Below are 25,065 nucleotides of genomic sequence, written 5' to 3'. Positions count from 1 at the left end.
CAGACAAGACATGACATCCGCAACCACATCCCCATCGGCCGACGGCCTCTGGACGGGCCTGCGCCTGGCGCCCGGCGCCGCGCCCGGCACCACCCTGGACGCCGGCACCGAAGCCGCGATCGCGGTGGCCGAGGGCACGATCCGCTGGGTCGGCGCACGCAGCGCCCTGCCGGCCGGCTTCGAGGGCCTGCCGCTGCACGATGGTGGCGGCGCGCTCGTCACGCCCGGCCTCGTCGATTGCCACACCCACCTGGTTTATGGCGGCCAGCGCGCCAACGAGTTCGCGATGCGGCTCGCGGGCGCCAGCTACGAAGAAGTGGCGAAGGCCGGCGGCGGCATCGTCTCGTCGGTGCGCGCCACGCGCGAGGCCGATGAAGACGCACTCTTCGCGCAGGCCGTGCCCCGGCTCGAACAGCTGCTGGCCGACGGCGTGTGCGCCATCGAGATCAAGTCGGGCTACGGCCTGGCGCTCGAACATGAACGCAAGCAGCTGCGCGTGGCGCGGCGCCTGGGCGAAGCCCATGGCGTCACCGTGCGCACCACCTTCCTTGGCGCGCACGCGCTGCCGCCCGAATATGCGGGCCGCAGCGGCGAGTACATCGATCTCGTCTGCAATGAGATGCTGCCCGCGCTCGCGGCCGAGGGGCTGGTCGATGCGGTCGACGTGTTCTGCGAACGCATCGCCTTTTCGCTTGCGGAAACCGAGCAGGTGTTCCAGGCCGCGAAGGCGATGGGCCTGCCGGTCAAGCTGCATGCCGAGCAGCTCTCCGACATGGGCGGCGCCGCGCTCGCCGCGCGCTACGGCGCGCTGTCCTGCGACCACATCGAGCATTTGTCGGCCGAGGGCATCGAGGCCATGCGCCAGTCGGGCACCGTGGCCGTGCTGCTGCCCGGCGCCTACTACACGCTGCGCGACACGCACCTGCCGCCGATCGAGGCGCTGCGAGCGGCCGGCGTGCCGATGGCGGTGTCCACCGACCACAACCCCGGCACCTCGCCGGCGCTGAGCCTGCTGTTGATGATGAACATGGCCTGCACGCTGTTCCGCCTGACCGTGCCCGAGGCGCTGGCCGGCGTCACGGTGCATGCGGCGCGCGCGCTCGGCCTGCAGAAGACGCACGGCGCGATCGCCGAAGGCATGCCCGCCAACTTCGTGCTGTGGAACGTGCGCGATGCGGCCGAGCTCGCCTACTGGTTCGGCCAGCGTCCGGTGCGCAGCGTCGTGCGGCAAGGCCGCATCGCAGTGGGAGCGAGCCAATGAACACGCTGTTCGCGGCCGACGCGCTGCTGCCCGGCGGCTGGGCGAAGAACGTGCGGCTGTCGTGGAACGACGCCGGCCAGCTCACGCAGGTGCAGTCCGCCGCCCAGCCTGCCGCAGGCGCGCCGATGGCGAACGGCCCGGTGATCCCCGGCATGCCCAACCTGCATTCGCATGCCTTCCAGCGCGCCTTCGCGGGGCTGACCGAATACCGCGCCCAGCAGCAGGACAGCTTCTGGAGCTGGCGTACGCTGATGTACCGCTTTGCCGCGCGCCTCGGCCCGCAGCAGATGGAGGCCATCGCGACCTGGCTCTATGCCGAAATGCTCGAGGCGGGCTACACCAGCGTGTGCGAGTTCCAGTACGTGCATCACGATGCCGACGGCCGCCCCTATGCCGACGATGCGACGCTGAGCCTCGCATTGCTGCGCGCCGCGAAGAAGGCCGGCATCGGCTTCACGCTGCTGCCCGTGCTCTACCAGGCCAGCGGCTTCGGCGGCCTGCCGCCCAACGAGGGGCAGCGCCGCTTCATCCGCTCGACCGATTCGATGCTGCGCCTGCTCGATAGACTCAAGCCCGCGTGCGAGGCGCAAGGCGCACGGCTCGGCATTGCGCCGCACTCGCTGCGCGCCGTGCCGCCCGACGCGCTGCGCGAAGCCATCGCGGGCCTCGAGGCCATCGACCCGGGCGCGCCGATCCACATCCACATTGCCGAGCAGACCAAGGAGGTCGACGACTGCGTGGCCTGGAGCGGCCAGCGCCCGGTGGCCTGGCTGCTCGACCATGCGCCGGTCGATGCGCGCTGGTGCCTGGTGCATGCCACGCACATGGATGCGGCCGAATACGAGCGCGGCGCCAAGAGCGGCGCGGTGGCAGGCCTGTGCCCGACCACCGAGGCCAACCTGGGCGACGGCATATTCGATTTTTCCGCCTGGCGCCACCACGGCGGCGCCTGGGGCCTGGGCTCCGACAGCCATGCCACGGTCAATGCCGCGGAAGAGTTGCTGATGCTCGAATACAGCCAGCGCCTGGCCTGGCGGCAGCGCAACGTCGGCGCCAGCGCGGCGCAGCCGCATGTGGCCACCGCGCTTACGCTCGAAGCGGTGCGCGGCGGCGCGCAGGCTTCGGGCCGGGCCATCGGCGGCCTCGCCGCGGGGCAGCAGGCCGATTTCATCGTGCTCGATGCCGCACAGCTTGCGCTGCAAGGCCTGCCAGCGCCCGACATGCTGTCGGCCCACGTCTTTGCGAGCCACCGCACCTCGGCCATCGACACCGTCTGGGTGTCGGGCCAGCCGCGCGTCGCGGCCGGCCGCCATGCCTTGCACAACGAGGCCGCCGCCGCCTTCGTCGCGGCGCGCAGCCAGCTTCTCCAGGAAAATTGAGCCCATGAGTTTCATCACCACCGAACCCGCCTTCCGCTTCCGCCAGGGCACGCGTCCCCTGCTGATCTCGATGCCGCATGTCGGCACCTACGTGCCGCCCGCGCTCGCCGCCCGCCTGACCGAAGAGGCGCGCCAGGTGCCCGACACCGACTGGCACCTCGAACGGCTCTACGACTTTGCCGATGCGCTCGGCGCCTCGGTGCTCGTCGCCACGCATTCGCGCTACGTGGTCGACCTGAACCGGCCACCGGATGGCGCCAGCCTCTATCCGGGCCAGAGCGTCACCGGCCTGTGCCCGGTCGACACCTTCGACGACACGCCGGTCTATGCGTCCAGCGACGACCTGCCGGGTGACGATGAAATCGCCGCGCGCCGCGACGCCATCTGGCAGCCCTACCATCGGCAGCTGCAGGCCGAGCTCGACCGCCTGAAGGCCGCGCACGGCACCATCGCGCTGTGGGACGCGCACTCGATCCGCTCGGTGCTGCCGCGCTTCTTCGAGGGCAAGCTGCCCGACCTGAACCTGGGCACCGGCAAGGGCACGAGCTGCGACCCCGCGCTGGCCGCCACGCTGCTGGGCATCGCCGAATCGGCCACCGGCTACACGGGCGTGCTCAACGGCCGCTTCACGGGCGGCTACATCACGCGCCAGTACGGCAACCCCGCGGCCGGCGTGCACGCGGTGCAGCTGGAGATGACGCAGTCGAGCTACATGCAGGAGAAGCTGCCCTTCGACTACCTGCCCGAAGTGGCGGCCGGCGTGCAGCCGCATGTGCGGCGCATGATCGAGGCGGTGCTGGAATTCGTCGAAGGCCGCTAAAGCACCGACGGCGGCCAGGGACAGCCCCGCTTCCTACAATCGGGGGCTATGAAGCCCGTCACTTACACCCGCGGCCAGGCACTCGCCGGCATCCTCGAAAAGCGCATTGCCATCCTCGACGGCGCAATGGGCACGATGATCCAGCGCTTCAAGCTCACCGAGGAACAGTACCGGGGCGAGCGCTTCAAGGATTTCGAGCGCGACGTGAAGGGCAACAACGAGCTGCTCTCGCTGACGCGGCCCGACGTGATCCGCGACATCCACGAGGGCTACCTCGCGGCCGGCGCCGACCTGATCGAGACCAACACCTTCGGCGCCACCACCATCGCGCAGGAGGACTACAGGATGGCGCATCTCGCACGCGAGATGAACCTCGAATCGGCGAAGCTCGCGCGCGCGGCCTGCGACAAGTTCAGCACGCCCGACAAGCCGCGCTTCGTGGCCGGTGCCCTGGGCCCGACGCCCAAGACCGCGAGCATCAGCCCCGACGTGAACGACCCCGGCGCGCGCAACGTCGACTTCGAGCAGCTGCGCGCGGCCTACTACGAGCAGACCGAGGCGCTGGTCGAGGGCGGCGCCGACGTGATCCTGGTCGAGACCATCTTCGACACGCTCAACGCCAAGGCCGCGCTGTTCGCGGTCGACGAGTATTTCGACCACAGCGGCCAGCGCCTGCCGCTCATCATCAGCGGCACCGTGACCGATGCCTCGGGCCGCATCCTGAGCGGCCAGACCGTCACCGCGTTCTGGCACAGCGTGCGCCATGCGCAGCCGCTGGCCGTCGGGCTCAACTGCGCGCTCGGCGCCGCGCTGATGCGGCCCTACATCCAGGAACTCGCAAAGGTGGCGGGCGACACCTTCATCAGCTGCTACCCGAACGCGGGCCTGCCCAACCCGATGAGCGAGACCGGCTTCGACGAGACGCCCGACGTCACCTCGCGGCTGTTGCACGAGTTCGCGGCCGAAGGGCTGGTCAACATCGTGGGCGGCTGCTGCGGCACCACGCCGGACCACATCGCGGCCATCGGGAAGGCCGTGGCGCCGATGAGCGGCCGGCTGTTGAACAACAACGGCTTCTACCGCGAAGCCGCGTGACCGACGGCCGGGGCTGTCGCGCCCTCGGCTGATTGACGGCATCCGGGCCGCCGCCTAGGCTGGTGGCGCAAAGGAAGCCTGATCATGAACAACAAACTTTCCCTGCGCTGGATCGGCATCGGCGCCATGGCGCTGGCCCTGCCGCTGGCCGCCGCGGCGCAGCAGGCCTTCACGCGCGGTGCGGTCAACCTGCGCGCGGGCCCCTCGGGCGACTATCCGCTGGTGGCGCGGCTCGGGCCGGGCCAGCCGCTCGACGTGATCGGCTGCACCGGCGGCTACAGCTGGTGCGACGTGGTGCTGCCCGACGGCGGACGCGGCTGGGTCTGGGCCCGGAGCCTGGACTACGCCTACCAGGAGCGGCGCGTGCCGCTGGCCAGCTACGCCGCGGTGATCGGCGTGCCCGTCGTCACGTTCGTGATCGGCAGCTACTGGGCCGACTACTACCGAGACCGGCCCTGGTACGGTGAGCGCCGCTGGTGGGGCGGCCGGCCGCCGCCTCCGCCGATGCCCGGCTGGCGTCCCCCGCCGCCGGTGCGGCCGGCCTGGCAACCGAGGCCATGGCCGGGCCCGGGCTTCAAGCCCGCGCCGGGGCCCGGCTTCCATCCGCAACCGGGGCCGGGCTACCGTCCACCAAGGCCGGGGCCGGGCTATCGCCCGCCGGCCGACCCGGGCATCAAGCCGCCGCGGCCCCAGCCGGCCTTCCGGCCCGGACCGCCGCCCGGCCAGCCGCAGATGCATCCGGGCGGCGGGCGCCCGCATGGAGGCGGTGAAGGTGGCGGCAGGGGTGGTGGCCACGGCCATGGCGGCGGTGGTGGCGGTGGAAAGGGCGGCGGCCACGGCCACCGCGACTGATCAGCCGCGCGCGCTCGCGGCAGGAATGCCCGCCGCGGCCTGCCGGTCGCGCGCGATCAGTGCCACGAAGCGCTGCGCCCCCAGCCCCAGCGGCCGCTCGCGCGACCACACCACGTCGACCCACAGGTCGAGTCCGTTGCTGAGGTTCTCGAATGGAATCTCGACCAGCGCGCCCGCGGCCACGTGCGGCCTGGCGAAATTGCGCGGCAGCCAGCCCCAGCCGAGGCCGGCCGTGATCAGGCTCAGTGCGGCCAGCGCGTTGTCGGTGCGCCAGACGTGGCGCGCGAACACGAAGCGCGGATCGCTGGTGGCCAGGTCGCGGCCCGCCACCACGATCTGCCGGGTGTTCGTGAGGTGCTCCTCGCGCAGCCGCTCGCCGGCGGCCGCAAGCAGCACGGGGTGGCCAGGCGCCATCACCGCCACCATGGTGTCGCTGCCGACTTCCTGAAAGCCTTCCCGCCCATCGAGGCTCGGGCGCTCGAACACCAGCGCCAGCTGCGCGCGACCGCTGTGCAGCAGCGCCAGCGCATCGGCCTGCGGCGCCGCCAGCACCTCGACCTGCAGCAGCGGATATTCCTCGGCCAACGCGGCCAGCGGCCCGCTCCAGGGCGCGGCCAGCAACTCGGGCGCAATGGCCAGCGTGAGGCGGTTTTCCAGGCCCTGCGTGAGCGCCAGGGCCTGCACCTGCAGCTGCTTCAGCTGGGCCGCCAGCAGCCGCGCCTGCGGCTCCAGCGAACGGGCGGCGGCGGTCGGCTGCGGCTCGCGGCCGCTGCGGTCGAACAGGGGCAGGGCCAGTTCGGCCTCGAGGTTGGCAATGGCCATGCTGACGGCCGAGGGCACCTTGTGCAGTGCGCGCGCCGCAGCCGAGAAGGAGCCGTGGTCGATCACGGCCAGGAAGACCTCGACGTTGTCGCTGGAGAAAGCCATCTGCTGCACCTATCTATCAATAAAATTGAAATAAGTTGACTTTTTATATCAGCGAACAGCAAATAAAGTCCAGCCATCGTCTTCATCCGCCAGAGGAAACAGTCATGCAGGGGTTCCAGCGCCGCGTCGTCTACATCAGCCTTTACGAAGGAATCGCCATCGTGGCCGCCAGTGCCGGGCTGGCGCTGATGACCGACGCCGGGCTCGGGCATTCGGGCGTGCTGGCGGTGGCCGCCTCGGTCATTGCCGTGATCTGGAACCTGGTCTTCAACGCCCTGTTCGAGCGCTGGGAGTCGCGCCAGGCGGTGCGCGGGCGCAGCGTGCGCCGGCGCGTGGCGCATGCCGTCGGCTTCGAGGGCGGATTGATCGCGGTGCTGGTGCCGCTGTTTGCCTGGGGCCTTGGCGTGACGCTCTGGCAGGCGCTGGTGATGGACCTGGGCCTGGTGGTGTTCTTCCTGGTCTACACCTTCGTCTTCAACTGGGGCTTCGACCGGGTGTTCGGGCTGCCGGCCTCGGCCGCGCCCGCCAAGACCGGCCCGGCAACGGCGGCCGGGCAGGGCGCCTGAACGACCCTGGCGGCCGCGGTCCTTGCCGCAGCCGGTAAAATTGCGCTCCCTTCCAAGGAGCGTTGCAGCGGCGGCCCGCATCGAGAGGCCCGCCGTCAGGCTTGGAAGGCGCCCTGCCGCCAGGGCGCAAGCCGCAAACGACGCTCACCTGACGTTTTTTCCTGCCCAGGTGAGCCCCCATGAACGAAGTCTCCACGCCCCGCGTCCCCCCGATGAAGCTGTCCGGCCTCGAACCGGTGGCCATCGATGCCGGGTCGCTGTTCGTCAACATCGGCGAGCGCACCAACGTCACCGGCTCCAAGGCCTTCGCGCGGATGATCCTGAACGGCCAGTTCGAGGACGCCCTGGCCGTGGCGCGCCAGCAGGTCGAGAACGGCGCGCAGGTGATCGACATCAACATGGACGAGGCCATGCTCGACAGCAAGGCCGCGATGGTGCGCTTTCTGAACCTGATTGCCAGCGAGCCCGACATCGCGCGCGTGCCGGTGATGGTCGACAGTTCCAAGTGGGAAGTGATCGAGGCCGGCCTGCGCTGCATCCAGGGCAAGGGCATCGTCAACTCCATCTCCATGAAGGAGGGGGTCGACAAGTTCAAGCACGAGGCCAAGCTCGTGAGGCGCTACGGCGCCGCGGCGGTGGTGATGGCCTTCGACGAGAAGGGCCAGGCCGACACCTACGAACGCAAGATCGAGATCTGCGAGCGCGCCTACCGCATCCTGGTGGACGAGGTGGGCTTTCCGCCCGAGGACATCATCTTCGACCCCAACATCTTCGCGATTGCCACCGGCATCGAGGAGCACGACAACTACGCGGTCGACTTCATCAACGCGGTGCGCTGGATCAAGCAGAACCTGCCGGGCGCCAAGGTGTCGGGCGGCGTGAGCAACGTGAGCTTCAGCTTCCGCGGCAACGACCCGGTGCGCGAAGCGATCCACACCGTGTTCCTGTACCACGCGATCCAGGCGGGCATGGACATGGGCATCGTCAATGCCGGCATGGTGGGCGTGTACGACGACCTCGAGCCGACCCTGCGCGAGCGCGTGGAAGACGTGGTGCTCAACCGCCGCCCGGACGCCGGTGAACGCCTGGTCGAAGTGGCCGAGACCGCCAAGAGCGGCGCCAAGGACGACAGCAAGAAGCTCGAATGGCGCGGCACGCCGGAGCATCCGGTGCACGTCAACCAGCGCCTCTCGCATGCCATGGTGCACGGCATCACCGATTTCATCGTCGAGGACACCGAAGAAGCCTATCGGCAGATCCTCGCCAAGGGCGGCCGTCCGCTGCACGTGATCGAAGGGCCGCTGATGGACGGCATGAACATCGTGGGCGATCTGTTCGGCCAGGGCAAGATGTTCCTGCCGCAGGTGGTGAAGTCGGCGCGCGTGATGAAGTCGGCCGTGGCCCACCTCATCCCCTACATCGAGGAAGAAAAGCGCCAGGACGAGGCCGCGGGCCGCGACGTGCGCACCAAGGGCAAGATCATCATCGCCACTGTCAAGGGCGACGTGCACGACATCGGCAAGAACATTGTCACGGTCGTGCTCCAGTGCAACAACTTCGAGGTGGTGAACATGGGCGTGATGGTCCCGTGCCACGAGATCCTGGCCAAGGCGAAGGTCGAGGGCGCGGACATCGTGGGCCTGTCGGGCCTCATCACGCCGAGCCTGGAAGAAATGCAGTACGTGGCCGGCGAGATGCAGAAGGACGACCATTTCCGCATCAGGAAGATCCCGCTGCTGATCGGCGGCGCCACCACCAGCCGCGTGCACACCGCCGTGAAGATCGCGCCGCACTACGAAGGCCCGGTGGTCTACGTGCCCGATGCCTCGCGCAGCGTGAGCGTGGCGCAGTCGCTGCTCTCCGACCAGGCGACCGCGTACATCGACGAGATCAACGCCGACTACGAGAAGGTGCGCACGCAGCACGCCAACAAGAAGCAGGTGCCGATGTGGCCGCTGGCCAAGGCGCGCGCCAACAAGACGCCGATCGACTGGTCCAGCTACACGCCGCCGGTGCCCAAGTTCATCGGCCGGCGCCTGTTCAAGAACTTCGATCTCACCGACCTCGCGAAGTACATCGACTGGGGCCCGTTCTTCCAGACCTGGGACCTGGCCGGCCCATTCCCGGCCATCCTGAAGGACGAGATCGTCGGCACGGAGGCCGTGCGCGTGTATGCCGACGGCCAGCGCATGCTCAAGCGTTTGATCGAAGGGCGCTGGCTCAGCGCCAGCGGCGTGGTCGGCTTCTGGCCCGCCAACACGGTGAACGACGACGACATCGAGCTCTACACCGACGAGACGCGCAGCGAGGTCGCCATGACCTGGTACGGCATGCGCCAGCAGACCGAGAAGCAGGTGATCGAGGGCGTGATGCGCCCGAGCCGCTGCCTGGCCGACTTCGTCGCGCCCAAGGACAGCGGGCTGAAAGACTACGTGGGCGTGTTCGCGGTGACGGCGGGCCTGGGTGTCGAGAAGAAGGAGAAGTACTTCATCGACGACCTCGACGACTACTCCGCCATCATGCTCAAGGCCCTGGCCGACCGGCTGGCCGAGGCCTTTGCCGAATCGCTGCACCACCGCGTGCGCACCGACCTCTGGGGCTATGCGCCCGACGAGGGCCTGAGCAACGAGGACATGATCGCCGAGAAATACCGCGGCATCCGTCCCGCGCCCGGCTACCCGGCCTGCCCCGACCACAGCGTGAAGCGCCCGATGTTCGACCTTCTGGGCTGCGCGGACATTGGCATGACGCTGACCGAAAGCCTCGCTATGATGCCCGCCGCCAGCGTGAGCGGCTTCTACCTGAGCCATCCCGAGTCGACGTACTTCAACGTCGGCAAGATCGGGCACGACCAGCTGCAGGACCAGGCGGCGCGGCGCAAGGAGAGCGAATCCGACCTCGAGCGCCTGCTGGCGCCGAACCTTTGAACCTGCCGGCCGGCGTGGCCGACCGGCACCGGGAGTTGTTATTCAGAAGCTGATATTTGCTGCCGCGCACTACGCGGCATTGGCGGTCTTTGTCCTTGGCTGCTGGGGCTTCGGGCGTGCGCTGCTGGCGCGCCTCGCGCCGCCGCCGCGCCGGGACGCCTGGCTCGAAGCGGCCATGGCGGCGGCCCTGGGCGTGGGTTTGTTCATCTGCGCCTTCCAGCTGCTGGCGATCTTCGGCGCGTTCAAGCCGGGCGCCACCGTGGCGCTGATCGCCGCCGGCGTGGTGGCGGCCGCGCTGCAGCTGCGGCCCTGGTGGCGCGAAGTGCGGGCGCTGCGCGCCCCTGCTCCGCCGTGGAGCCGCGCCGAAAGGATCGCCGCCATCGCGCTGGCGCTGGTGGCGCTGCCCGCGCTGGTCGCGCCGCTCGCGCCGCCCGCCGCCTTCGACGAGCTGATGTACCACCTGCCCTATGCGCGGCAGGTGGCGCAGCAGGGCTCGCTGGGCATCCACGAGTGGCTGCGCTACCCCTGGTTCCCCTACAACTACAACCTGCTGTATGCGGCCGCGCTGCAGCTGGGCGACGACGTGCTGCCGCACTTTCTCAATGCGCTGGCTGGCGCGCTTTCAGCGGTGATGGTCTACCGCCTCGGCATCCAGCACGCGAACCGGCTCACGGCCTGCATCGGCGCGGCCATCTGGATCGGCATCGGAGATTATTCGAACGCGCTGATCGACATGGGCGTGGCGCTCTTCGTGCTCGGTGCCTGCGTGGCGCTGTGGTGGTGGCGCGAATCGCAGCCGCTGCAGGGCGGCACGCGCTGGCTCGGGCTGGCGGCGTTCTGCCTTGGGGTGGCGGCGGGTTCGAAGTACCAGGCGCTCACCTTCCTGCCGCTGGTGGCGCTGTTCGTGGTGTGGCACGAGCGCCGGCCCAAGGCCTGGGCGCTGGCGCTGCTGTGCTTCCTGATTCCGTGCGTGTACTGGTACGCGCGCAACGCCATCATGACCGGCGATCCGTTCAACCCCATCGGTGCGCGCGTGTTCGGCTTCACCGACTGGATCCCGGCCGACTACGTGCAGCAGGTGGCCGACGTGCGCGACCATGCGGCACGGCCCAACGCGCTGATCTGGGCCGTGTTCCTGGCGCCGTTCAGCCTGCTGTGGAAGCGCTCGGCCGCGCTGCGCGCCGCGGGCTGGTTCTGCTTCTATTCCGTGGCCGTGTGGCTCTTGACCTCGCGCTATCCACGCTACCTCACGGCCTCGTTTCCGCTGCTCGCGCTGATGGCGGCCATCGGCTGGCAGGTGCTGTTCGGCGGGATGGCCGCAGGCCTGCGCCGTGCATTCGGAGGCCGGAGCGGGCAGGCGGAGGCCGCACCTGCGTCCACCGCTGCAGCACCCGCCGGTCGCCTGGGCCTTGCCGGCGACTGGATCGTCGTGCTGCTCCTGGCCGCGTTGGCCGCGGTGTCGCTGCGCCAGACGGCGGGCAAGGTGGCGATGATCTCGCCCACGCCCGAAACGCGCGAAGCCTTCCTGCGCCAGCATGTGCCGGGCTATGCCGCCATGGACTACCTGCGCCAGCATGCCGACGGGCGCGTCTACCAGATCGCGCTGAACGAGGCGATCTACTACGGCCCCAATCCGATCTGGGGCGATACGCTCGGCCCGTGGCGCTACCGCGATTTCCTGCTGCTGCTGCCCGGCGACATGGCGCGCAAGCTGGCCGCGATGGGATTCACGGCCATCGTCATGCCGACCTCGATGGTGCCCACGCTGGCCACCCGGCCCGGCTTCGACGCGCATTTCGCCCTGCTGTACGAAAAAGACGGCGGCCGGGTCTACCGCATTCTCTCGACCGCACCATGACCGACGACAACCCATCCGCCGCCGCCCGCGCCCCGATCCGCATCGCGGCGGTGATCCCCTGCTACAACGAGGCGCTGTCGATCGCGCAGGTGGTCGCGCAGTTCCGCGCGGCGCTGCCCGAGGCCGAGATCCATGTCTTCGACAACAACTCGACCGACGACACGGCCGCCATCGCACGCGCGAGCGGCGCCACGGTGACGCACGTGGCGGCGCCGGGCAAGGGCAACGTCGTGCGCCGCATGTTCGCCGACGTCGAGGCCGACGTGTACGTGACGGTCGACGGCGATGCCACCTACGATGTGGCCAGCGCGCCGCGGCTGGTGGATGCGCTGGTGGAGCGCAACCTCGACATGGTCGTGGGCTGCCGCGTCGACGATGGGCAGAACGCGCTCACCTACCGCGCCGGCCACCGCTTCGGCAACCGGCTGCTCACGGGCGCGGTGGCGCAGCTCTTCGGCGGCGGGCTGACCGACATGCTCTCGGGCTACCGCGTGTTCTCGCGCCGCTATGCCAAGTCGTTTCCCGCGCTCTCGCAGGGCTTCGAGATCGAGACCGAGCTCACGGTGCATGCGCTCGAACTGCGCATGCCCCATGCGGAGTTCGACACCGCCTACAGCACCCGGCCCGAAGGCTCGCACAGCAAGCTCTCGACCTACCGTGACGGCTGGCGCATCCTGAAGACCATCTGCAAGCTGTTCATCAGCGAGCGGCCGCTGCAGTTCTTCTCGATCCTTGCGGCGGTGCTTGCGGCGGGCGCGATCGCACTGGCCATTCCGCTGCTGCTCACCTACCTGCACACCGGCCTGGTGCCCCGGCTCCCCACGGCGGTGCTGGCGACGGGCGCCATGCTGGCCGCCATGCTGTCGATGGTCTGCGGCGTCGTGATGCACGCCATCCGGCTCGCCCGCCGCGAGGCCAAGCGGCTGCGCTACCTCGCGATTCCCGGCGTCGGGCAGTTCCGCCGCACGCCATGAAGGCGGGCCGCGAGTTCCTGGCGTTCGCCATCGTCGGGGCGGCGGGATTCGTGGTCGACGTGGCCGTGCTGTACCTTGCGGCGCCGCTGCTGGGCTGGTACGGCGCGCGGGTGCTGTCGTTTCTTGCGGCGGCAACGGCCACCTGGGCATTGAACCGGCGCTACACCTTCGCGGCGCGGCGCTCCTCGGGCGCGGCGACGCCGATCGTGCGCGAATACCTCGGCTATCTGGCCACCATGCTGGGCGGGGCGGTCGTCAACTACGGCGCGTATGTGCTGGTGCTGCACTGGGCTTCGGGCCCCTGGGCTCCCGCGGCCGGCGTGGCGCTGGGCAGCTGCGCAGGGCTGGCCGTGAACTTCCTGTCCGCGCGCTACCTGGTGTTCAGGACGCCTCGCCGCTGAGCCAAGGGCGCCTCAGTGCGCCGCCGACACCACCACGGGGATTTCGGTCGCGGGCGGCGTGTTGCGGCTGCGGCCGCAGCGCACGATGCCGTCGATCATCACCATGCCCACGCCCGGAATGTCGCCGAGCTGCACGCTCTCGAGCAGGCCTGGTGCGGGCGAATGCTGCGCGCGGTCCATGAAGACGAAGTCGGCGTCGCGGCCCACCTCGACCAGCCCGCAGTTGAGCTTGCGGATCTTCGCGGTGTTGCCGGTGGCAAAGCAGAACACCAGCTCGGCCGGGATGTTTGCAATGGACGACAGCATGGCCACCATGCGCAGGATGCCCAGCGGCTGCACGCCGGAGCCCGCGGGCCCGTCGGTGCCGAGGATCACGCGGTGCGGGCACTTGAGCTCGAGCGCGGCCTTGGCCGCGGCGATGGCCACCTTCTCGTTGCCGTTGTGCACGATCTCGATCGCGCGCGAGCTCTTCTCGCACAGCTCGCACACATGCGCCTCGGGCAGCGATGTGTGGCCGCCGTTGATGTGGCCGATGATGTCGGCGTCGGCCTCCAGCACCACGTCCTTGTCGATCAGGCCCGAGCCCGGGATCGACGGGCCGCCCGTGTGGATCGTGCTCTGGATGCCGTACTTGCGCGCCCAGGCCACCATCTCCTTGGCCTCGTAGCCGGCCTTCACCGAGCCCAGGCCCACTTCGCCGAGCAGGCCCACGCCGGCGTCGGCGAGTTCCTTGAAGTCGCTCTCGACCATGCCCTTCTCGATCACCGGCGCGCCGGCCAGCACCTTCACGCCGCCGGGGCGGAAGTTGTCGAACGCGCGCTGCGCGGTGATGGCCAGCGCCTTCAGGCCCACGATGTCCTTGGGCCGGCCGGGCAGGTGCACCTCGCCGGCCGAGATCATGGTGGTGACGCCGCCGTGCATGGTCGAGTCGATCCAGCCGATCTGGCCCTGGCGCGGCGTCCAGTCGCCGAACACCGGGTGCACGTGGCTGTCGATCAGGCCGGGCGCGACGCAGGTCTTCTTCGCGTCGATGACGGTCTGCGCACCTTCGAGGTCGCAGTCCTTTTCCTTGCCGACTGCCACGATCAGGCCGTCGTTCACCACGATGGTGTCCGCGTCCAGGATGGGCTTGTCGATGTCGCCCGAGAGCAGCAGCCCTATGTTCTTGATGACGACCTTGCCCGACTTTGCGCCGGCTGCGATTTCTGCCATTTCGTGGTGTCCTCGTCGTGGGGTGGGGAGTTGTTCTCTTGTTCCTGGATGTCGTCCGCGCGCACGGTGCGCAGCACGGTCTCGATCACGAAGTCTTCCCAGTGCGTGATCGCCTCGGGCGACTCCAGCGGCTCGCCCAGGAAGGCCGTGAGCGTGTGCCGGTTCGAGGTGTAGAAGTAGCCGGTGGACGCGATCAGCAGATAGATGTCGCGCGCGTTCAGGTCGCGGCGGAACAGGCCCTGCGCCGCGCCGCTCGCCAGGATCTCGGCAATGATCGCCACCGCCCGTGACGAGTATTCGCGCGCCCTGAGCGACTTCGAGATGTGCCGGCCCTTGTGCAGGTTCTCGGTGTTCAGCAGCGTCACGAACTCGGGGTTCTTGCGGTAGTAGCCGAGCACGAAGCGGATGACCTCGGTGAGCGCCTCCACCGGCCGCGAGGCATCGAGCGCGATGGCGGCTTCGGCGTCGTCCATGCGCTTGTAGATGCCTTCGAGCACCGCGATGAAGAGGCCTTCCTTGCTGCCGAAGTAGTAGTAGATCATCCGGTCGTACGACTTGGCGGCCTTGGAGATCTTCTCCACGCTGCCGCCGTCGTAGCCGTATTTGGCGAACACCTTGGTCGCCGACTTCAGGATGCTGTCGCGCGTGGCCTGTGCCGCGGCCTCGCGCACGCCGGTGCGGCGCTGGGGCTTGGCGGCGGTGCGGCTGTCGACCATCGTGCGCGCGGCTCGGCCTACTTTTCGGCGAAGGCGCGTTCGACCACGAAGTCGCCGGGCGTCGAGGTGTTGCCTTCCTTGAAGCCGCGCTTCTCCAGGATGTGCTTCAGGTCCACCAGCAGGCCCGGGCTGCCGCACAGCATCACGCGGTCTTCCACCGGGTTGAGCGGGGGCAGGCCGAGGTCGTCGGTGAGCTTGTTGGTCTCGATCAGGTCGGTGATGCGGCCCTGGTTGCGGAATTCCTCGCGCGTGACCGTCGGGTAGTAGAGCAGCTGCTTCTCGACCATCTCGCCGAGGAACTCGTGCTTGGGCAGGTGGTCGGTCACGAGGTCGTGGTAGGCCAGCTCGTCGACCTGGCGCACGCCATGCACCAGGATGACCTGCTCGAACTTCTCGTAGGTGTCCGGGTCGCGGATGATGCTCATGAACGGTGCGAGGCCGGTGCCCGTGCCGAACAGGTACAGGCGCTTGCCGGGCAGCGTGTAGTCGATCAGCAGCGTGCCGGTGGGCTTGCGGCCCACGATGATGGTGTCGCCGACCTGGATGTGCTGCAGCTTGGAGGTGAGCGGGCCTTCTTCCACCTTGATGCTCAGGAACTCGAGATGCTCCTCGTAGTTCGGGCTCACGATGCTGTAGGCGCGCAGCAGCGGCTTGTTGTTGACCTTCAGGCCGATCATCGTGAAATGGCCGTTGGAGAAGCGCAGCGCCGGGTCGCGCGTGGTGGTGAAGGTGAACAGGCGGTCGGTCCAGTGGTGGACGCTCAGGACGCGTTCTTCGCTGAAAGCACTCATACGGAACTCAAGAGTTGGTTGGAACAGTGGAAGGTGGCTGAGCCGGAACGCACGCTTGTGGGGCGTGCAGCCGCCGGCCGGCTGCGAACCCTCCATTGTCGTTGGTCGGAAAAACCCCGATGAACACCGCGAGAAAACACCATTGCAAGCATCGGGCCTGTTTGCTACATTGACCTCGAATGTAGTGAACGCAACATGAAAGTGTAGGGAATGCTACACAAATGGAAGGCGGCGCACAAGCGGGCAGGCGGCACGTTTGTTGCAACCCTCCGCTGACCGAGTTTCCCCGTGCCCGACCCGCATCACGCCCACGAGATCGCCCCGATGACAGAACACACCAAGACAGATGGCCTTCCCGGCATGGACATGCCGGTGGTGGCCGAAGCCGGCAGCGGCGCCTTCGGCAAGGCGCCCCTGCGCAACGAGAAGATGAGCAGCGCCAAGGTCGAATGCAACGCCTGCCCGGTGCTGTGCCAGATCTCCGACGGCCGCACCGGCGCCTGCGACCGCTATGCGAACAGGCAGGGCGTGCTGGTGCGCGTCGACCCGGTGCTGCTGCTGCGCCGCGAGATCGCGAGCGAGGCCCCGGTGCTGGTGCCCTTCGACCGCCCGGCTGCAGAGAAACCCGAGGGCGGTGCGCCCGACTGGAACGGCGACCTGCTGCACGCCGACGAAGTCTTCGTGACCGGCGTGGGCTCGTCCACCACCTATCCCGACTACAAGCCCGCTCCCTTCATCGTGGCCTCCAAAGCCCAGGGCGTCGACATGGTCACCGTCGTCACCGAAGGCATCTTCAGCTACTGCAGCTTCAAGGTGAAGATCGACACCGACCGCTTCCTCGGCTCCGAGCAGGCCAACGTGCGCTACAAGGGCGAGGTGGTCGGCCACGTGACAACGGCCGAGTACGGCTCGCAGATGCTGTCGCTGGGCGGCGTGCACCATCTCACCGGCGGCAGCAAGAAGGAAGGCCGCATGACGGCCGAGCTGATGCAGCTGCTGGGCAACAAGAAGGCCGTCGAATGCACCATCGACGGCGGTTCCACGCTCGTCATCCAGGCCGGAAAAGCACCCATCGTCAACGGCGTGGAGGAGCAGCGCATGCGCGTGGGCTGCGGCTCGGCGGCCGTGGGCATCTTCGCGCGCCAGTTCGCGGGCGTGGCCGACGAGGTGGTGGTGGTCGACGACCACATCACCGGCGTGCTCACAGAGCACCAGGCGGGGCGCTGTCTCGACATGGCGCCTTCGGGCATCCAGATGCTGGGGCGCAAGTCCACGCCGGGGCGCTACTTCCAGGTGGCGAATCCGGGCAACGGCTGGGGCGGCACCGACATCGCCGATCCGCTATCGATCATCGAGGGCTGGGAAGAGGGCGTGGCGCGGCCGGGCCTGCGCCTGTTGATGACATCGACCACCGGCGAGCATGCGCAGTGGTACGTGCTCGACGAGGCGCTGAAGCCTGTCGAGCAGCTAATGCCGCCCGAGGTGCGCCGCATCGTCGAGCGAATCGGCGAGAACTGCGAACCTTCGCTGTGCACCGTGCTGTTCCTCGGTGGTGCGGGCGGGTCCTTGCGCGCCGGCGTCACCGAAAACCCGGTGCTGCTCACGCGGGCCATCAAGCGCGCGCTGGTCAACGTCACCTGCGGCGGCGCGCCGGCCTATGTGTGGCCCGGCGGCGGCATCACCGTGATGGCGGACGTCATGCGCATGCCCGACAATAGCTTTGGCACCGTGCCCACGCCGGCCATCGTGGCGCCCATCGAGTTCAGCATGCGGCGTGACGACTACCAGGCGCTCGGCGGCCACATGGAACACATCTTCTCGCTCGAGCAGGCGCTTTCGCGCGGCGCGTGGCAGGAAGACGGCGCACCGCTGGCGCGGCAGTGGGTCGTGATGGACGATGCCAATCCGTGGCCGCTTGGCCACCCACCCATGCTGGGTTGAGCGATGGCCATCTTTTCGTGTGCCGTGGCTGTTGCCCCTTCCCCCACCGGGGGAAGGCCGGGATGGGGGCGGGCAGAGCGCCCGACGATTGCACCGCGTGCCCCCACCCCGACCCTCCCCCGGAAGGGGAGGGAGAAACAAGGCGCCGTCCCCGCGCTCTTGCTGCCATGACCGCCCAACGTACCGCGCTCGACGCGAACCGCTGGCACTTCAACCACGGCCCGATCGACATCGTGGCCGAGGCGCATGGCGACCCCTACGCCGTCGCAGCCGCGCACGACGCGGCCTGGGCGCGCTTCGGCCATGTGCTGGACGAACTGGTGCGCGAGCTGCCGCTGCTGCGCGCGCCCGTGGCCGGCGGCGTGCGCCCGCGCGGCGTGGTCGGTGCGCGCATGTGGGATGCCTGCGCGGCGTTCTCGCCGATGTTCATCACGCCGATGGCGGCGGTGGCCGGCTCGGCGGCGCAGGAGCTGATCGCGTTCTATGACCGCCCCGGCATCGAGCGCGCCTGGATCAACAACGGCGGCGACATTGCGCTGCACTTGGCGCCGGGCCATTCGGCGCGCGTGGGAGTCTATGCCGATCTCGCGCGCTTCGACTGGCGCGAGCGCGATACCGGCTTTCTCACCACCGACGGCCAGTTCGAGATCAGCGCCGAGCAGCCGGTGCGCGGCGTGGCCACCAGCGGCTGGCGCGGGCGCAGCTTCTCGCTGGGCATTGCCGACAGCGTGACGGTCCTGGCCGCCACCGCAGCGCAGGCCGATGCCGCCGCCACCGTGATTGCCAATGCCGTCGACGTGGACGATGCGGCCATCGGACGGCGCCCCGCCAGCGAATGCAAGGACGATAGCGACCTGGGCGACACCCTGGTCACGGTCGATGTGCCGCCACTGGCGCCCTCGCAAGTGAAAAGCGCGCTCGACACCGGCGCCGTGTGCGCGAAGGTGCTGCAAAAAGGGGGGCTCGTCTGGGCCGCTCTGCTCGTTTGCCAGGGGCAGTGGCGACTTGTCGAACCCTTATGCTCGAAGTCGCTGCCCAGTGCACCGTCCGATGCAGTTGGTTCAGTATTTGCTTAACGAAAAGCAAGGTTCCTTTCCATGATCGATATACGCCGCGTCTTCACCCATGTCGAGCACATTCACCACGAGTTCGGACCGCGCGCCGCAACGCCGCTGGTGCGCGGTGCCATCGGCGCGGTGCTGACCAATCCCTTTGCGGGCCGCTACGAGCCCGACATCCTGCCGATGATGGCGCTGCTGGACCCGGTGGGTGTCGACATGGCGCACAAGCTGCATGCCGCCATGGACGTGCCGCTCGAACAGATCGCCACCTATGGCAAGGGCGCCATCGTCGGCGCCGCCGGCGAGCTCGAGCACGGCGCGCTCTGGCATGTGCCCGGCGGCTATGCGATGCGCGAGCTGCTCGGCTGGAAGGGCGACCGCGCGGCCTACACCGCGGGCAAGGCGGAAGAGAAAACCGGCCAGCCAGGCAATGCGCTGTCCATCGTGCCCTCGACCAAGAAGGTCGGCCCGCCCGGCGCCGCGCTCGACGTGCCGCTCACCAACATCAATGCCAGCTACGTGCGCGGCCAGTTCGACGCCATCGAGGTGCGCGTGCCCGGTGCACCGGCGGCCGACGAGATCGTCTTCATCCTTGCAATGAGCACCGGCTACCGCGTGCATGCGCGCGTGGGCGGCCTGCTCGCGAAAGACATCAGCAAATGGGACGGCTTGCGCTGACCTGATGAACCAGAGACACGAAGAAGGAACACAAGACATGACCGCCAACATCCGCAAGCTCGTCATCCAGGTCGACGAAACCCGCAAGGAAATGGGCAAGGAAATCGCGCCGCCCACGCGCCGCGCCGTCGCCATCGCGGTGATCGAGAACCCCTACGCGGGCCGCTTCAGCGAGAACCTCGACGAGCTGATCGCCATCGGCGAAGAGCTGGGCGCGCTGCTCGGCCAGAAGGCCGTGAAGGCGCTCGGCATCGAGCCGGGCCAGGCGCAGAGCTACGGCAAGGCCGCGATCGTCGGCGAGAACGGCGAGCTCGAGCATGCCGCCGCCATCCTGCATCCCAAGCTCGGCGCGCCGCTGCGCGCGGCGGTTGAAAAGGGCGCCGCGCTCGTGCCCTCGGCCAAGAAGCGCGGCACGCTGGGCACAGCCATCGACGTGCCGCTCGGCCACAAGGATGCGGCCTTCGTGCGCAGCCACTTCGACGCCGTCGAGGCCCGCGTGTCCGACGCGCCGCGCGCCAACGAGATCGTGGTGGCCGTGGCCGTCACCGACAGCGGCCGTCCGCTGCCGCGCATCGGCGGGCTGCAGGCCAGCGAAATCAAGGGTGAAGACGGGCTGAGATGAGTACACCCCCAGTCTTCGCGCACTTCGTGTCGCGCGCGCCTTCCCCCTCGCCCGGGCAACACCAGCGGTCCGGCAAAGCCGGTTCCGCGGTGTTTCCCGCAAAGACCTCGTTTCTCGTCCCTTCAAGGAGTTTCCTCATGAACCCATTGCGTCACGTCTTCAGCGCCGCGGCCGTTGCCACGCTGGCCACCGCCCTCGTTCCTGCCCATGCCCAGGGCGTGATCAAGATCGGGGAGGTCAACAGCTACAAGGCCCAGCCCGCCTTCCTCGAGCCCTACAAGAAGGGCATGGAGCTGGCCGTGGAAGAGATCAACGCCAAGGGCGGCGTCAACGGCCGCAAGGTGGAGCTCATCACGCGCGACGACAACGCCAACCCCGGCGATGCGGTGCGCGTGGCCGAGGAGCTGGTGGCGCGCGAGAAGATCGACGTGCTCACCGGCACCTTCCTGTCGAACACCGGCCTGGCCGTGGCCGACTTCGCCAAGCAGAAGAAGATCTTCTTCCTGGCCGGCGAACCGCTGACCGACAAGATGACCTGGCAGGGCGGCAACGAATACACCTTCCGCTTGCGCCCCGGCACCTACATGCAGGCCGCGATGCTGGTGCCCGAAGCGGCCAAGCTCAAGAAGAAGCGCTGGGCCGTCGTCTACCCCAACTACGAGTACGGCCAGTCGGCCGTGGCCGCGTTCAAGACGCTGCTGAAGGCGGCGCAGCCCGACGTCGAGTTCGTCGCCGAACAGGCGCCGCCGCTCGGCAAGGTCGATGCGGGTGCCGTGGTGCAGGCGCTGGCCGATGCCAAGCCCGATGCGGTCTTCAACGTGCTGTTCGGCGCCGACCTTTCCAAGTTCGTGCGCGAAGGCAACACCCGCGGCCTCTTCAAGGATCGCACGGTGGTGAGCGTTTTGACCGGCGAGCCCGAGTACCTCGACCCGCTCAAGGACGAAACGCCCAACGGCTGGATCGTGACCGGCTATCCCTGGTACGGCATCCAGACGCCCGAGCACAAGGCCTTCTTCCTCGCCTACCACGCCAAGTACAAGGACTACCCGCGCCTCGGTTCGGTGGTGGGCTACAGCATGATCAAGTCGGTGGCGGCCGGCATCGACAAGGCCAGGAGCACCGAGACGCCGAAGCTCGTCGCCGCCTTCAAGGGCCTGCAGGTCGACACGCCGTTCGGCAAGATCAGCTACCGCGCCGAAGACCATCAGTCGACCATGGGCGCCTTCGTCGGCAAGACGAAGAACGAGAACGGCAAGGGCTTGATGGTCGACTACACCTACTTCGACGGCGCCAAGTTCCAGCCGAGCGCCGCCGACGTCAAGAAGTCCCGCACTGCCGACTGACCTTTTTCTTCCCGGAACGCTTGCACCCATGAGCCTCTCGTCCCTGCTGCTTCAGTTCCTCACCGGGCTGTCGTCGGCTTCGTCGCTGTTCCTCGTGGGGGCCGGCCTTTCGTTGATCTTCGGTGTCACGCGCATCGTCAACTTTGCGCATGGCTCCTTCTTCATGGTGGGCATCTACCTTGCCTACACACTGGTCGAGAAGCTCGGCACGCTCGGCTTCTGGCCGGCCGTGCTGATCGCCGCCCTCGCGGTGGGCGTGATCGGCGCACTGATCGAGATGGTGCTGCTGCGCCGCATCTACAAGTCGCCCGAGCTGTTCCAGCTGCTGGCCACCTTTGCGCTGGTGCTCGTCATCAAGGATGCGGTGCTCTATTTCTGGGGGCCGGACGAATTGCTCGGCCCGCGCGCGCCGGGCCTGTCGGGCTCGGTCGACATCCTGGGCCGCCAGTTTCCGACCTACGACCTGTTCCTGATCGTCGTCGGTCCGGTGGTGCTCGGCCTCATGTGGCTGCTGCTCACGCGCACCCGCTGGGGCACGCTGGTGCGCGCCGCCACGCAAGACCGCGAGATGGTCAGCGCACTGGGCGTGAACCAGGCCTGGCTGTTCACGGCCGTGTTCGCACTGGGCGCCACGCTCGCGGCGCTGGGCGGTGCGCTGCAGCTGCCGCGCGAGCCGGCCACGCTCGCGATGGACCTCAACACCATCGGCGCGGCCTTCGTGGTGGTGGTGGTGGGCGGCATGGGCTCGATTCCTGGCGCGTACGTGGCAGCGCTGCTGCTGTCCGAAATCAAGGCGGTCTGCATTTGGCTTGGCGTGGTCGAGATCTTCGGCTACAGCGTGTCGTTCTCCAAGCTCACGCTGGTGGTCGACTTCATCGTGATGGCCATCGTGCTGGTGTGGCGTCCCTGGGGCCTGCTCGGCCGCCCGCAGGCGCCCAGCCGCTACGTGGGCATGCAGGAAGAGCCGCTGCGGCGCGCGAGCAAGGGCTACCTGTGGCTCGTCGCCGCGCTCGGGCTCGCGCTCATGGCGATGCCGCTGCTGACTGCCGATTCGCCCTACACCACGGTGCTGATGATCGACCTGCTGATCGCGGCGCTGTTCGCGGCCAGCCTGCACTTCATCATGGGCCCGGCTGGCATGCATTCGTTCGGCCACGCGGCCTACTTCGGGCTGGGGGCCTACGGTGCCGCACTGCTGGTTCGCGCAAGCGGCATGCCGATGGAGCTCGCGCTCGTCGTCGCACCGCTGGTGGCCGCCATCGGGGCTTTTGTCTACGGCTGGTTCGCGGTGCGGCTCTCGGGCGTGTACCTGGCGATGCTCACGCTGGCCTTTGCACAGATCACCTGGGCCGTGGTCTACCAGTGGGATTCGTTCACCGGCGGCAGCAACGGGCTCACCGGTGTGTGGCCTTCGGAGTGGCTGTCGGACAAGCGCACTTATTACTGGCTCACGCTGGTGTTGGTTGCCGCGGGCATCCTGATGCTGCGCCGCGTGCTGTTCTCGCCGTTCGGCTATGCCTTGCGCGCGGGCCGCGATTCGGTGCTGCGGGCCGATGCGATCGGCATCGACGTCAAGCGCATGCAATGGACGGCCTTTGTCATCGCTGGAGCGGCGGCTGGATTGGCCGGAGCGCTCTATGCTTTTTCGAAGGGCAGCATTTCGCCTGAAAGCCTGAGCGTCGACAAGTCGGTCGATGGGCTGGTGATGGTGCTGCTTGGCGGTATCCAGACGCTGGCGGGGCCGGTGGTGGGGGCTGTGACTTTCAGCTGGCTGCATGACACGGTGGCGCGCAATACCGACTATTGGCGGGCGACGCTGGGGGCGATCATCCTGCTGTTGGTGTTGCTGTTTCCGCAGGGGATTGCGGGGTTTGCGAAGCAGTTGAGCGATCGCTTGCTGCGCGGGCGCCGGCGTCCGGAAGTGGATGTTGCTTTGAAGGAGAAGCGGACGTGAGGGGCGGTTGTCTTTCGTCGTTCAGGGGTCTTCTTGGTTCCCGAGACCCGGTCCCGGGAAGCAACCGCCCCGCAGCAACAAAAAAGCCCTCATCCCAACCCTCTCCCACAGAGAGAGGGAGTAAAGCCAAATGACCCTCCTCAAAGTAGACAACCTGGGCAAGTCCTTCGGCGGCGTCAAAGCCGTCGACGGCATCAGCTTCGAGCTGAAGGCCGGCGAGCTGCTGGCCCTCATCGGCCCGAACGGCGCCGGCAAGTCCACCACCTTCAACATGGTGAACGGCCAGCTCAGGGCCGACCAGGGTTCGATCGTGTTCGACGGCCACGAACTCGTGGGCCAGAAGCCGCGCGAGATCTGGCGCAAGGGCGTGGGCCGCACCTTCCAGATCGCCGAAACCTTTGCGTCGCTCACCGTCGCCGAGAACGTGCAGATGGCCATGCTCTCGCACGACGGCAAGCTGTTCTCGATGTGGCGCCGCGCGGCGGACCACAAGCGCGACGAGGCGCTGGCGCTGCTCGACCAGGTCGGCATGAAGGCACAGGCCGACCGGCCCTGCAGCGAGCTCGCCTATGGCGACGTCAAGCGCGTCGAGCTCGCGATCGCGATGGCCAATGCGCCCAAGCTGCTGCTGATGGACGAGCCCACCGCCGGCATGGCGCCGAAGGAGCGCAACTCGCTCATGGCGCTGACCAAGGAACTGGTGGTCCAGCGCGGCCTGGCCGTGCTGTTCACCGAGCACAGCATGGACGTGGTGTTCGCCTACGCCGACCGCATGATCGTGCTGGCCCGCGGCCGCCTGATCGCGCAGGGCAAGCCGCTCGAGATCCGCGACCATCCGAAGGTGCAGGAGGTGTACTTCGGCAGCGGCAAGACCTTCGAGAAGATTGCAGAGAAAGCCGCCGAAGTGAACGCGGCAGTGGGAGCCATCGGATGAGCACGCACGAAACACTGTTGAAGGCGAATTCGCTGTGCGCCTGGTATGGCGCCGCGCAAATCCTCTACGACGTCGACCTCGAAGTGCGCCGCGGTGAGGTCGTCGCGCTCATGGGCCGCAACGGCGCGGGCAAGTCGACCACGCTCAAGACGCTGATCGGCATGCTGGCCAAGCGCAAGGGCAGCGTCAGCTTCCTCGGCCACGACATCTCGAAGAGCGAACCTCATCACGCAGCGAAGCTCGGCCTCGGCTTCGTGCCCGAAGACCGCCGCGTGTTCACCGATCTCACGGTGATGGAGAACCTCGAAGTCGGCAAGCAGTCGTCACGCCGCTGGGCCGATGGCAGCGAGGCGCCGCTGTGGACGCCCGAACGGCTGTTCAAGCTCTTCCCCAACCTGGGCGAAATGCCCGACCGCCCGGGCGGCCGCATGAGCGGCGGCGAGCAGCAGATGCTCACCGTGGCGCGCACGCTCATGGGCAACCCCTACCTGGTGCTGCTCGACGAGCCCTCCGAAGGCGTGGCGCCGGTCATCGTCGAGCAGATGGCCAACATGATCCTGGAACTCAAGGCGCAGGGCGTGAGCATCCTGCTGTCGGAGCAGAACATGCACTTCGCCGAGCTGGTGTCCGACCGCGCCTACGTGCTCGAGAAGGGCCAGATCCGCTACCACGCCACCATGGCAGAGCTCGCGGCCAACGAAGAGGTGCGCCGCGCCTACCTGAGCGTCTAGCCGCACCTGCGCGGCCGCTTTT

General features: G+C 68.2%; 22 protein-coding genes and 1 riboswitch. Of the genes, 18 read left to right on the top strand and 4 right to left on the bottom strand.

The window, feature by feature from the left end; genetic code table 11:
• Window positions 1–10 precede the first annotated feature (10 nt).
• From hutI to FB547_RS00245, 5 genes are all read left to right on the top strand, one after another.
• Window positions 11–1,261, top strand: coding sequence for an imidazolonepropionase (gene hutI / locus FB547_RS00265; protein ID WP_145738642.1), 1,251 nt, complete (start codon window positions 11–13; stop codon window positions 1,259–1,261).
• Entirely contained in the window at window positions 1,258–2,640 is a 1,383-nt protein-coding gene (locus FB547_RS00260; RefSeq protein ID WP_145738640.1) for a formimidoylglutamate deiminase, read from the top strand. The genes hutI and FB547_RS00260 overlap by 4 nt, the downstream gene beginning before the upstream one ends.
• A 4-nt stretch (window positions 2,641–2,644) precedes the next feature.
• A complete protein-coding gene (hutG, locus tag FB547_RS00255) occupies window positions 2,645–3,460 on the top strand; it encodes an N-formylglutamate deformylase (protein ID WP_145738638.1) in 816 nt (271 codons plus the stop codon).
• Between the two features lie 48 nt (window positions 3,461–3,508).
• Window positions 3,509–4,555, top strand: a complete 1,047-nt coding sequence (locus FB547_RS00250; protein WP_145738636.1) for a homocysteine S-methyltransferase family protein — start codon at window positions 3,509–3,511, stop codon at window positions 4,553–4,555.
• A gap of 84 nt (window positions 4,556–4,639) precedes the next feature.
• Window positions 4,640–5,407, top strand: coding sequence for an SH3 domain-containing protein (locus FB547_RS00245; RefSeq protein WP_145738634.1), 768 nt, complete (start codon window positions 4,640–4,642; stop codon window positions 5,405–5,407).
• Here FB547_RS00245 and FB547_RS00240 read toward each other — a convergent pair whose 3' ends face one another.
• Window positions 5,408–6,334, bottom strand: a complete 927-nt coding sequence (locus tag FB547_RS00240) for a LysR family transcriptional regulator (RefSeq protein ID WP_145738632.1) — start codon at window positions 6,332–6,334, stop codon at window positions 5,408–5,410.
• Window positions 6,335–6,438: 104 nt separating this feature from the next.
• Between FB547_RS00240 and FB547_RS00235 the strand changes: the two genes are divergently transcribed.
• From FB547_RS00235 to FB547_RS00215, 5 genes are all read left to right on the top strand, one after another.
• Entirely contained in the window at window positions 6,439–6,900 is a 462-nt protein-coding gene (locus FB547_RS00235) for a PACE efflux transporter (protein ID WP_145738630.1), read from the top strand.
• 48 nt (window positions 6,901–6,948) lie between these two features.
• Window positions 6,949–7,053, top strand: a riboswitch (S-adenosyl-L-homocysteine riboswitch).
• A gap of 59 nt (window positions 7,054–7,112) precedes the next feature.
• Window positions 7,113–9,827 (top strand): methionine synthase, encoded by a 2,715-nt coding sequence (metH, locus tag FB547_RS00230; RefSeq protein ID WP_145740500.1) that lies wholly within the window; start codon window positions 7,113–7,115, stop codon window positions 9,825–9,827.
• Window positions 9,828–9,879: 52 nt separating this feature from the next.
• Window positions 9,880–11,685, top strand: coding sequence for an ArnT family glycosyltransferase (locus FB547_RS00225; RefSeq protein ID WP_145738628.1), 1,806 nt, complete (start codon window positions 9,880–9,882; stop codon window positions 11,683–11,685).
• Window positions 11,682–12,659 carry a glycosyltransferase family 2 protein gene (locus FB547_RS00220; RefSeq protein ID WP_145738626.1) on the top strand — a complete coding sequence of 326 codons (978 nt, stop codon included), beginning with the start codon at window positions 11,682–11,684 and terminating at the stop codon, window positions 12,657–12,659. Before FB547_RS00225 ends, FB547_RS00220 begins: the two co-directional genes overlap by 4 nt.
• Window positions 12,656–13,060: a GtrA family protein gene (locus FB547_RS00215; RefSeq protein WP_145738624.1), complete on the top strand. Its 405-nt coding sequence runs from the start codon at window positions 12,656–12,658 to the stop codon at window positions 13,058–13,060. The genes FB547_RS00220 and FB547_RS00215 overlap by 4 nt, the downstream gene beginning before the upstream one ends.
• Window positions 13,061–13,072: 12 nt before the next feature.
• On the opposite strand, the gene FB547_RS00210 is transcribed toward FB547_RS00215, so the two are convergent.
• From FB547_RS00210 to FB547_RS00200, 3 genes are read right to left on the bottom strand one after another with little or no spacing between them, the layout of a single operon-like run.
• Window positions 13,073–14,272, bottom strand: coding sequence for an amidohydrolase family protein (locus FB547_RS00210; protein WP_145738622.1), 1,200 nt, complete (start codon window positions 14,270–14,272; stop codon window positions 13,073–13,075).
• A complete protein-coding gene (locus FB547_RS00205; protein WP_145738620.1) occupies window positions 14,218–14,988 on the bottom strand; it encodes a TetR family transcriptional regulator in 771 nt (256 codons plus the stop codon). Before FB547_RS00205 ends, FB547_RS00210 begins: the two co-directional genes overlap by 55 nt.
• Window positions 14,989–15,005: 17 nt before the next feature.
• Window positions 15,006–15,779: a ferredoxin--NADP reductase gene (locus FB547_RS00200; protein ID WP_145738618.1), complete on the bottom strand. Its 774-nt coding sequence runs from the start codon at window positions 15,777–15,779 to the stop codon at window positions 15,006–15,008.
• 324 nt (window positions 15,780–16,103) lie between these two features.
• On the opposite strand from FB547_RS00200, the gene FB547_RS00195 reads away from it, so the two are divergent.
• The 8 genes from FB547_RS00195 to FB547_RS00160 all read left to right on the top strand — a co-directional run bounded on the left by FB547_RS00195 (window position 16,104) and on the right by FB547_RS00160 (window position 25,043).
• Window positions 16,104–17,720 carry a 6-hydroxynicotinate reductase gene (locus tag FB547_RS00195; protein ID WP_145738616.1) on the top strand — a complete coding sequence of 539 codons (1,617 nt, stop codon included), beginning with the start codon at window positions 16,104–16,106 and terminating at the stop codon, window positions 17,718–17,720.
• Window positions 17,721–17,887: 167 nt separating this feature from the next.
• Window positions 17,888–18,796 (top strand): UPF0280 family protein, encoded by a 909-nt coding sequence (locus tag FB547_RS00190; RefSeq protein ID WP_145738614.1) that lies wholly within the window; start codon window positions 17,888–17,890, stop codon window positions 18,794–18,796.
• Window positions 18,797–18,817: 21 nt separating this feature from the next.
• Entirely contained in the window at window positions 18,818–19,459 is a 642-nt protein-coding gene (locus FB547_RS00185) for an amino acid synthesis family protein (RefSeq protein WP_145738612.1), read from the top strand.
• A 37-nt stretch (window positions 19,460–19,496) separates the two neighbouring features.
• Entirely contained in the window at window positions 19,497–20,081 is a 585-nt protein-coding gene (locus tag FB547_RS00180; RefSeq protein WP_145738611.1) for an amino acid synthesis family protein, read from the top strand.
• Window positions 20,082–20,218: 137 nt separating this feature from the next.
• Window positions 20,219–21,424 carry an ABC transporter substrate-binding protein gene (locus tag FB547_RS00175; RefSeq protein ID WP_145738608.1) on the top strand — a complete coding sequence of 402 codons (1,206 nt, stop codon included), beginning with the start codon at window positions 20,219–20,221 and terminating at the stop codon, window positions 21,422–21,424.
• A gap of 28 nt (window positions 21,425–21,452) precedes the next feature.
• Window positions 21,453–23,378: an ABC transporter permease gene (locus FB547_RS00170; protein ID WP_145738606.1), complete on the top strand. Its 1,926-nt coding sequence runs from the start codon at window positions 21,453–21,455 to the stop codon at window positions 23,376–23,378.
• A gap of 130 nt (window positions 23,379–23,508) precedes the next feature.
• Window positions 23,509–24,312: an ABC transporter ATP-binding protein gene (locus FB547_RS00165; protein WP_145738604.1), complete on the top strand. Its 804-nt coding sequence runs from the start codon at window positions 23,509–23,511 to the stop codon at window positions 24,310–24,312.
• Window positions 24,309–25,043 (top strand): ABC transporter ATP-binding protein, encoded by a 735-nt coding sequence (locus FB547_RS00160; protein WP_145738602.1) that lies wholly within the window; start codon window positions 24,309–24,311, stop codon window positions 25,041–25,043. Before FB547_RS00165 ends, FB547_RS00160 begins: the two co-directional genes overlap by 4 nt.
• Window positions 25,044–25,065: the final 22 nt, after the last annotated feature.

The organism is Variovorax beijingensis, assembly GCF_007828835.1.
Classification (GTDB): domain Bacteria; phylum Pseudomonadota; class Gammaproteobacteria; order Burkholderiales; family Burkholderiaceae_C; genus Variovorax; species Variovorax beijingensis_A.
The sequence above is the reverse complement of the archived record's forward strand: the minus strand, read 5'-3'. Positions and strand labels throughout refer to the sequence as shown.

Bases quoted from the DNA above. Each gene is read 5' to 3' on its own strand.
- hutI (WP_145738642.1), top strand. From the start codon at position 11: ATGACATCCGCAACCACATCCCCATCGGCCGACGGCCTCTGGACGGGC.
- FB547_RS00260 (WP_145738640.1), top strand. From the start codon at position 1,258: ATGAACACGCTGTTCGCGGCCGACGCGCTGCTGCCCGGCGGCTGGGCG.
- hutG (WP_145738638.1), top strand. From the start codon at position 2,645: ATGAGTTTCATCACCACCGAACCCGCCTTCCGCTTCCGCCAGGGCACG.
- FB547_RS00250 (WP_145738636.1), top strand. From the start codon at position 3,509: ATGAAGCCCGTCACTTACACCCGCGGCCAGGCACTCGCCGGCATCCTC.
- FB547_RS00245 (WP_145738634.1), top strand. From the start codon at position 4,640: ATGAACAACAAACTTTCCCTGCGCTGGATCGGCATCGGCGCCATGGCG.
- FB547_RS00240 (WP_145738632.1), bottom strand. From the start codon at position 6,334: ATGGCTTTCTCCAGCGACAACGTCGAGGTCTTCCTGGCCGTGATCGAC.
- FB547_RS00235 (WP_145738630.1), top strand. From the start codon at position 6,439: ATGCAGGGGTTCCAGCGCCGCGTCGTCTACATCAGCCTTTACGAAGGA.
- metH (WP_145740500.1), top strand. From the start codon at position 7,113: ATGAAGCTGTCCGGCCTCGAACCGGTGGCCATCGATGCCGGGTCGCTG.
- FB547_RS00220 (WP_145738626.1), top strand. From the start codon at position 11,682: ATGACCGACGACAACCCATCCGCCGCCGCCCGCGCCCCGATCCGCATC.
- FB547_RS00215 (WP_145738624.1), top strand. From the start codon at position 12,656: ATGAAGGCGGGCCGCGAGTTCCTGGCGTTCGCCATCGTCGGGGCGGCG.
- FB547_RS00210 (WP_145738622.1), bottom strand. From the start codon at position 14,272: ATGGCAGAAATCGCAGCCGGCGCAAAGTCGGGCAAGGTCGTCATCAAG.
- FB547_RS00205 (WP_145738620.1), bottom strand. From the start codon at position 14,988: ATGGTCGACAGCCGCACCGCCGCCAAGCCCCAGCGCCGCACCGGCGTG.
- FB547_RS00200 (WP_145738618.1), bottom strand. From the start codon at position 15,779: ATGAGTGCTTTCAGCGAAGAACGCGTCCTGAGCGTCCACCACTGGACC.
- FB547_RS00195 (WP_145738616.1), top strand. From the start codon at position 16,104: ATGACAGAACACACCAAGACAGATGGCCTTCCCGGCATGGACATGCCG.
- FB547_RS00190 (WP_145738614.1), top strand. From the start codon at position 17,888: ATGACCGCCCAACGTACCGCGCTCGACGCGAACCGCTGGCACTTCAAC.
- FB547_RS00185 (WP_145738612.1), top strand. From the start codon at position 18,818: ATGATCGATATACGCCGCGTCTTCACCCATGTCGAGCACATTCACCAC.
- FB547_RS00180 (WP_145738611.1), top strand. From the start codon at position 19,497: ATGACCGCCAACATCCGCAAGCTCGTCATCCAGGTCGACGAAACCCGC.
- FB547_RS00175 (WP_145738608.1), top strand. From the start codon at position 20,219: ATGAACCCATTGCGTCACGTCTTCAGCGCCGCGGCCGTTGCCACGCTG.
- FB547_RS00170 (WP_145738606.1), top strand. From the start codon at position 21,453: ATGAGCCTCTCGTCCCTGCTGCTTCAGTTCCTCACCGGGCTGTCGTCG.
- FB547_RS00165 (WP_145738604.1), top strand. From the start codon at position 23,509: ATGACCCTCCTCAAAGTAGACAACCTGGGCAAGTCCTTCGGCGGCGTC.
- FB547_RS00160 (WP_145738602.1), top strand. From the start codon at position 24,309: ATGAGCACGCACGAAACACTGTTGAAGGCGAATTCGCTGTGCGCCTGG.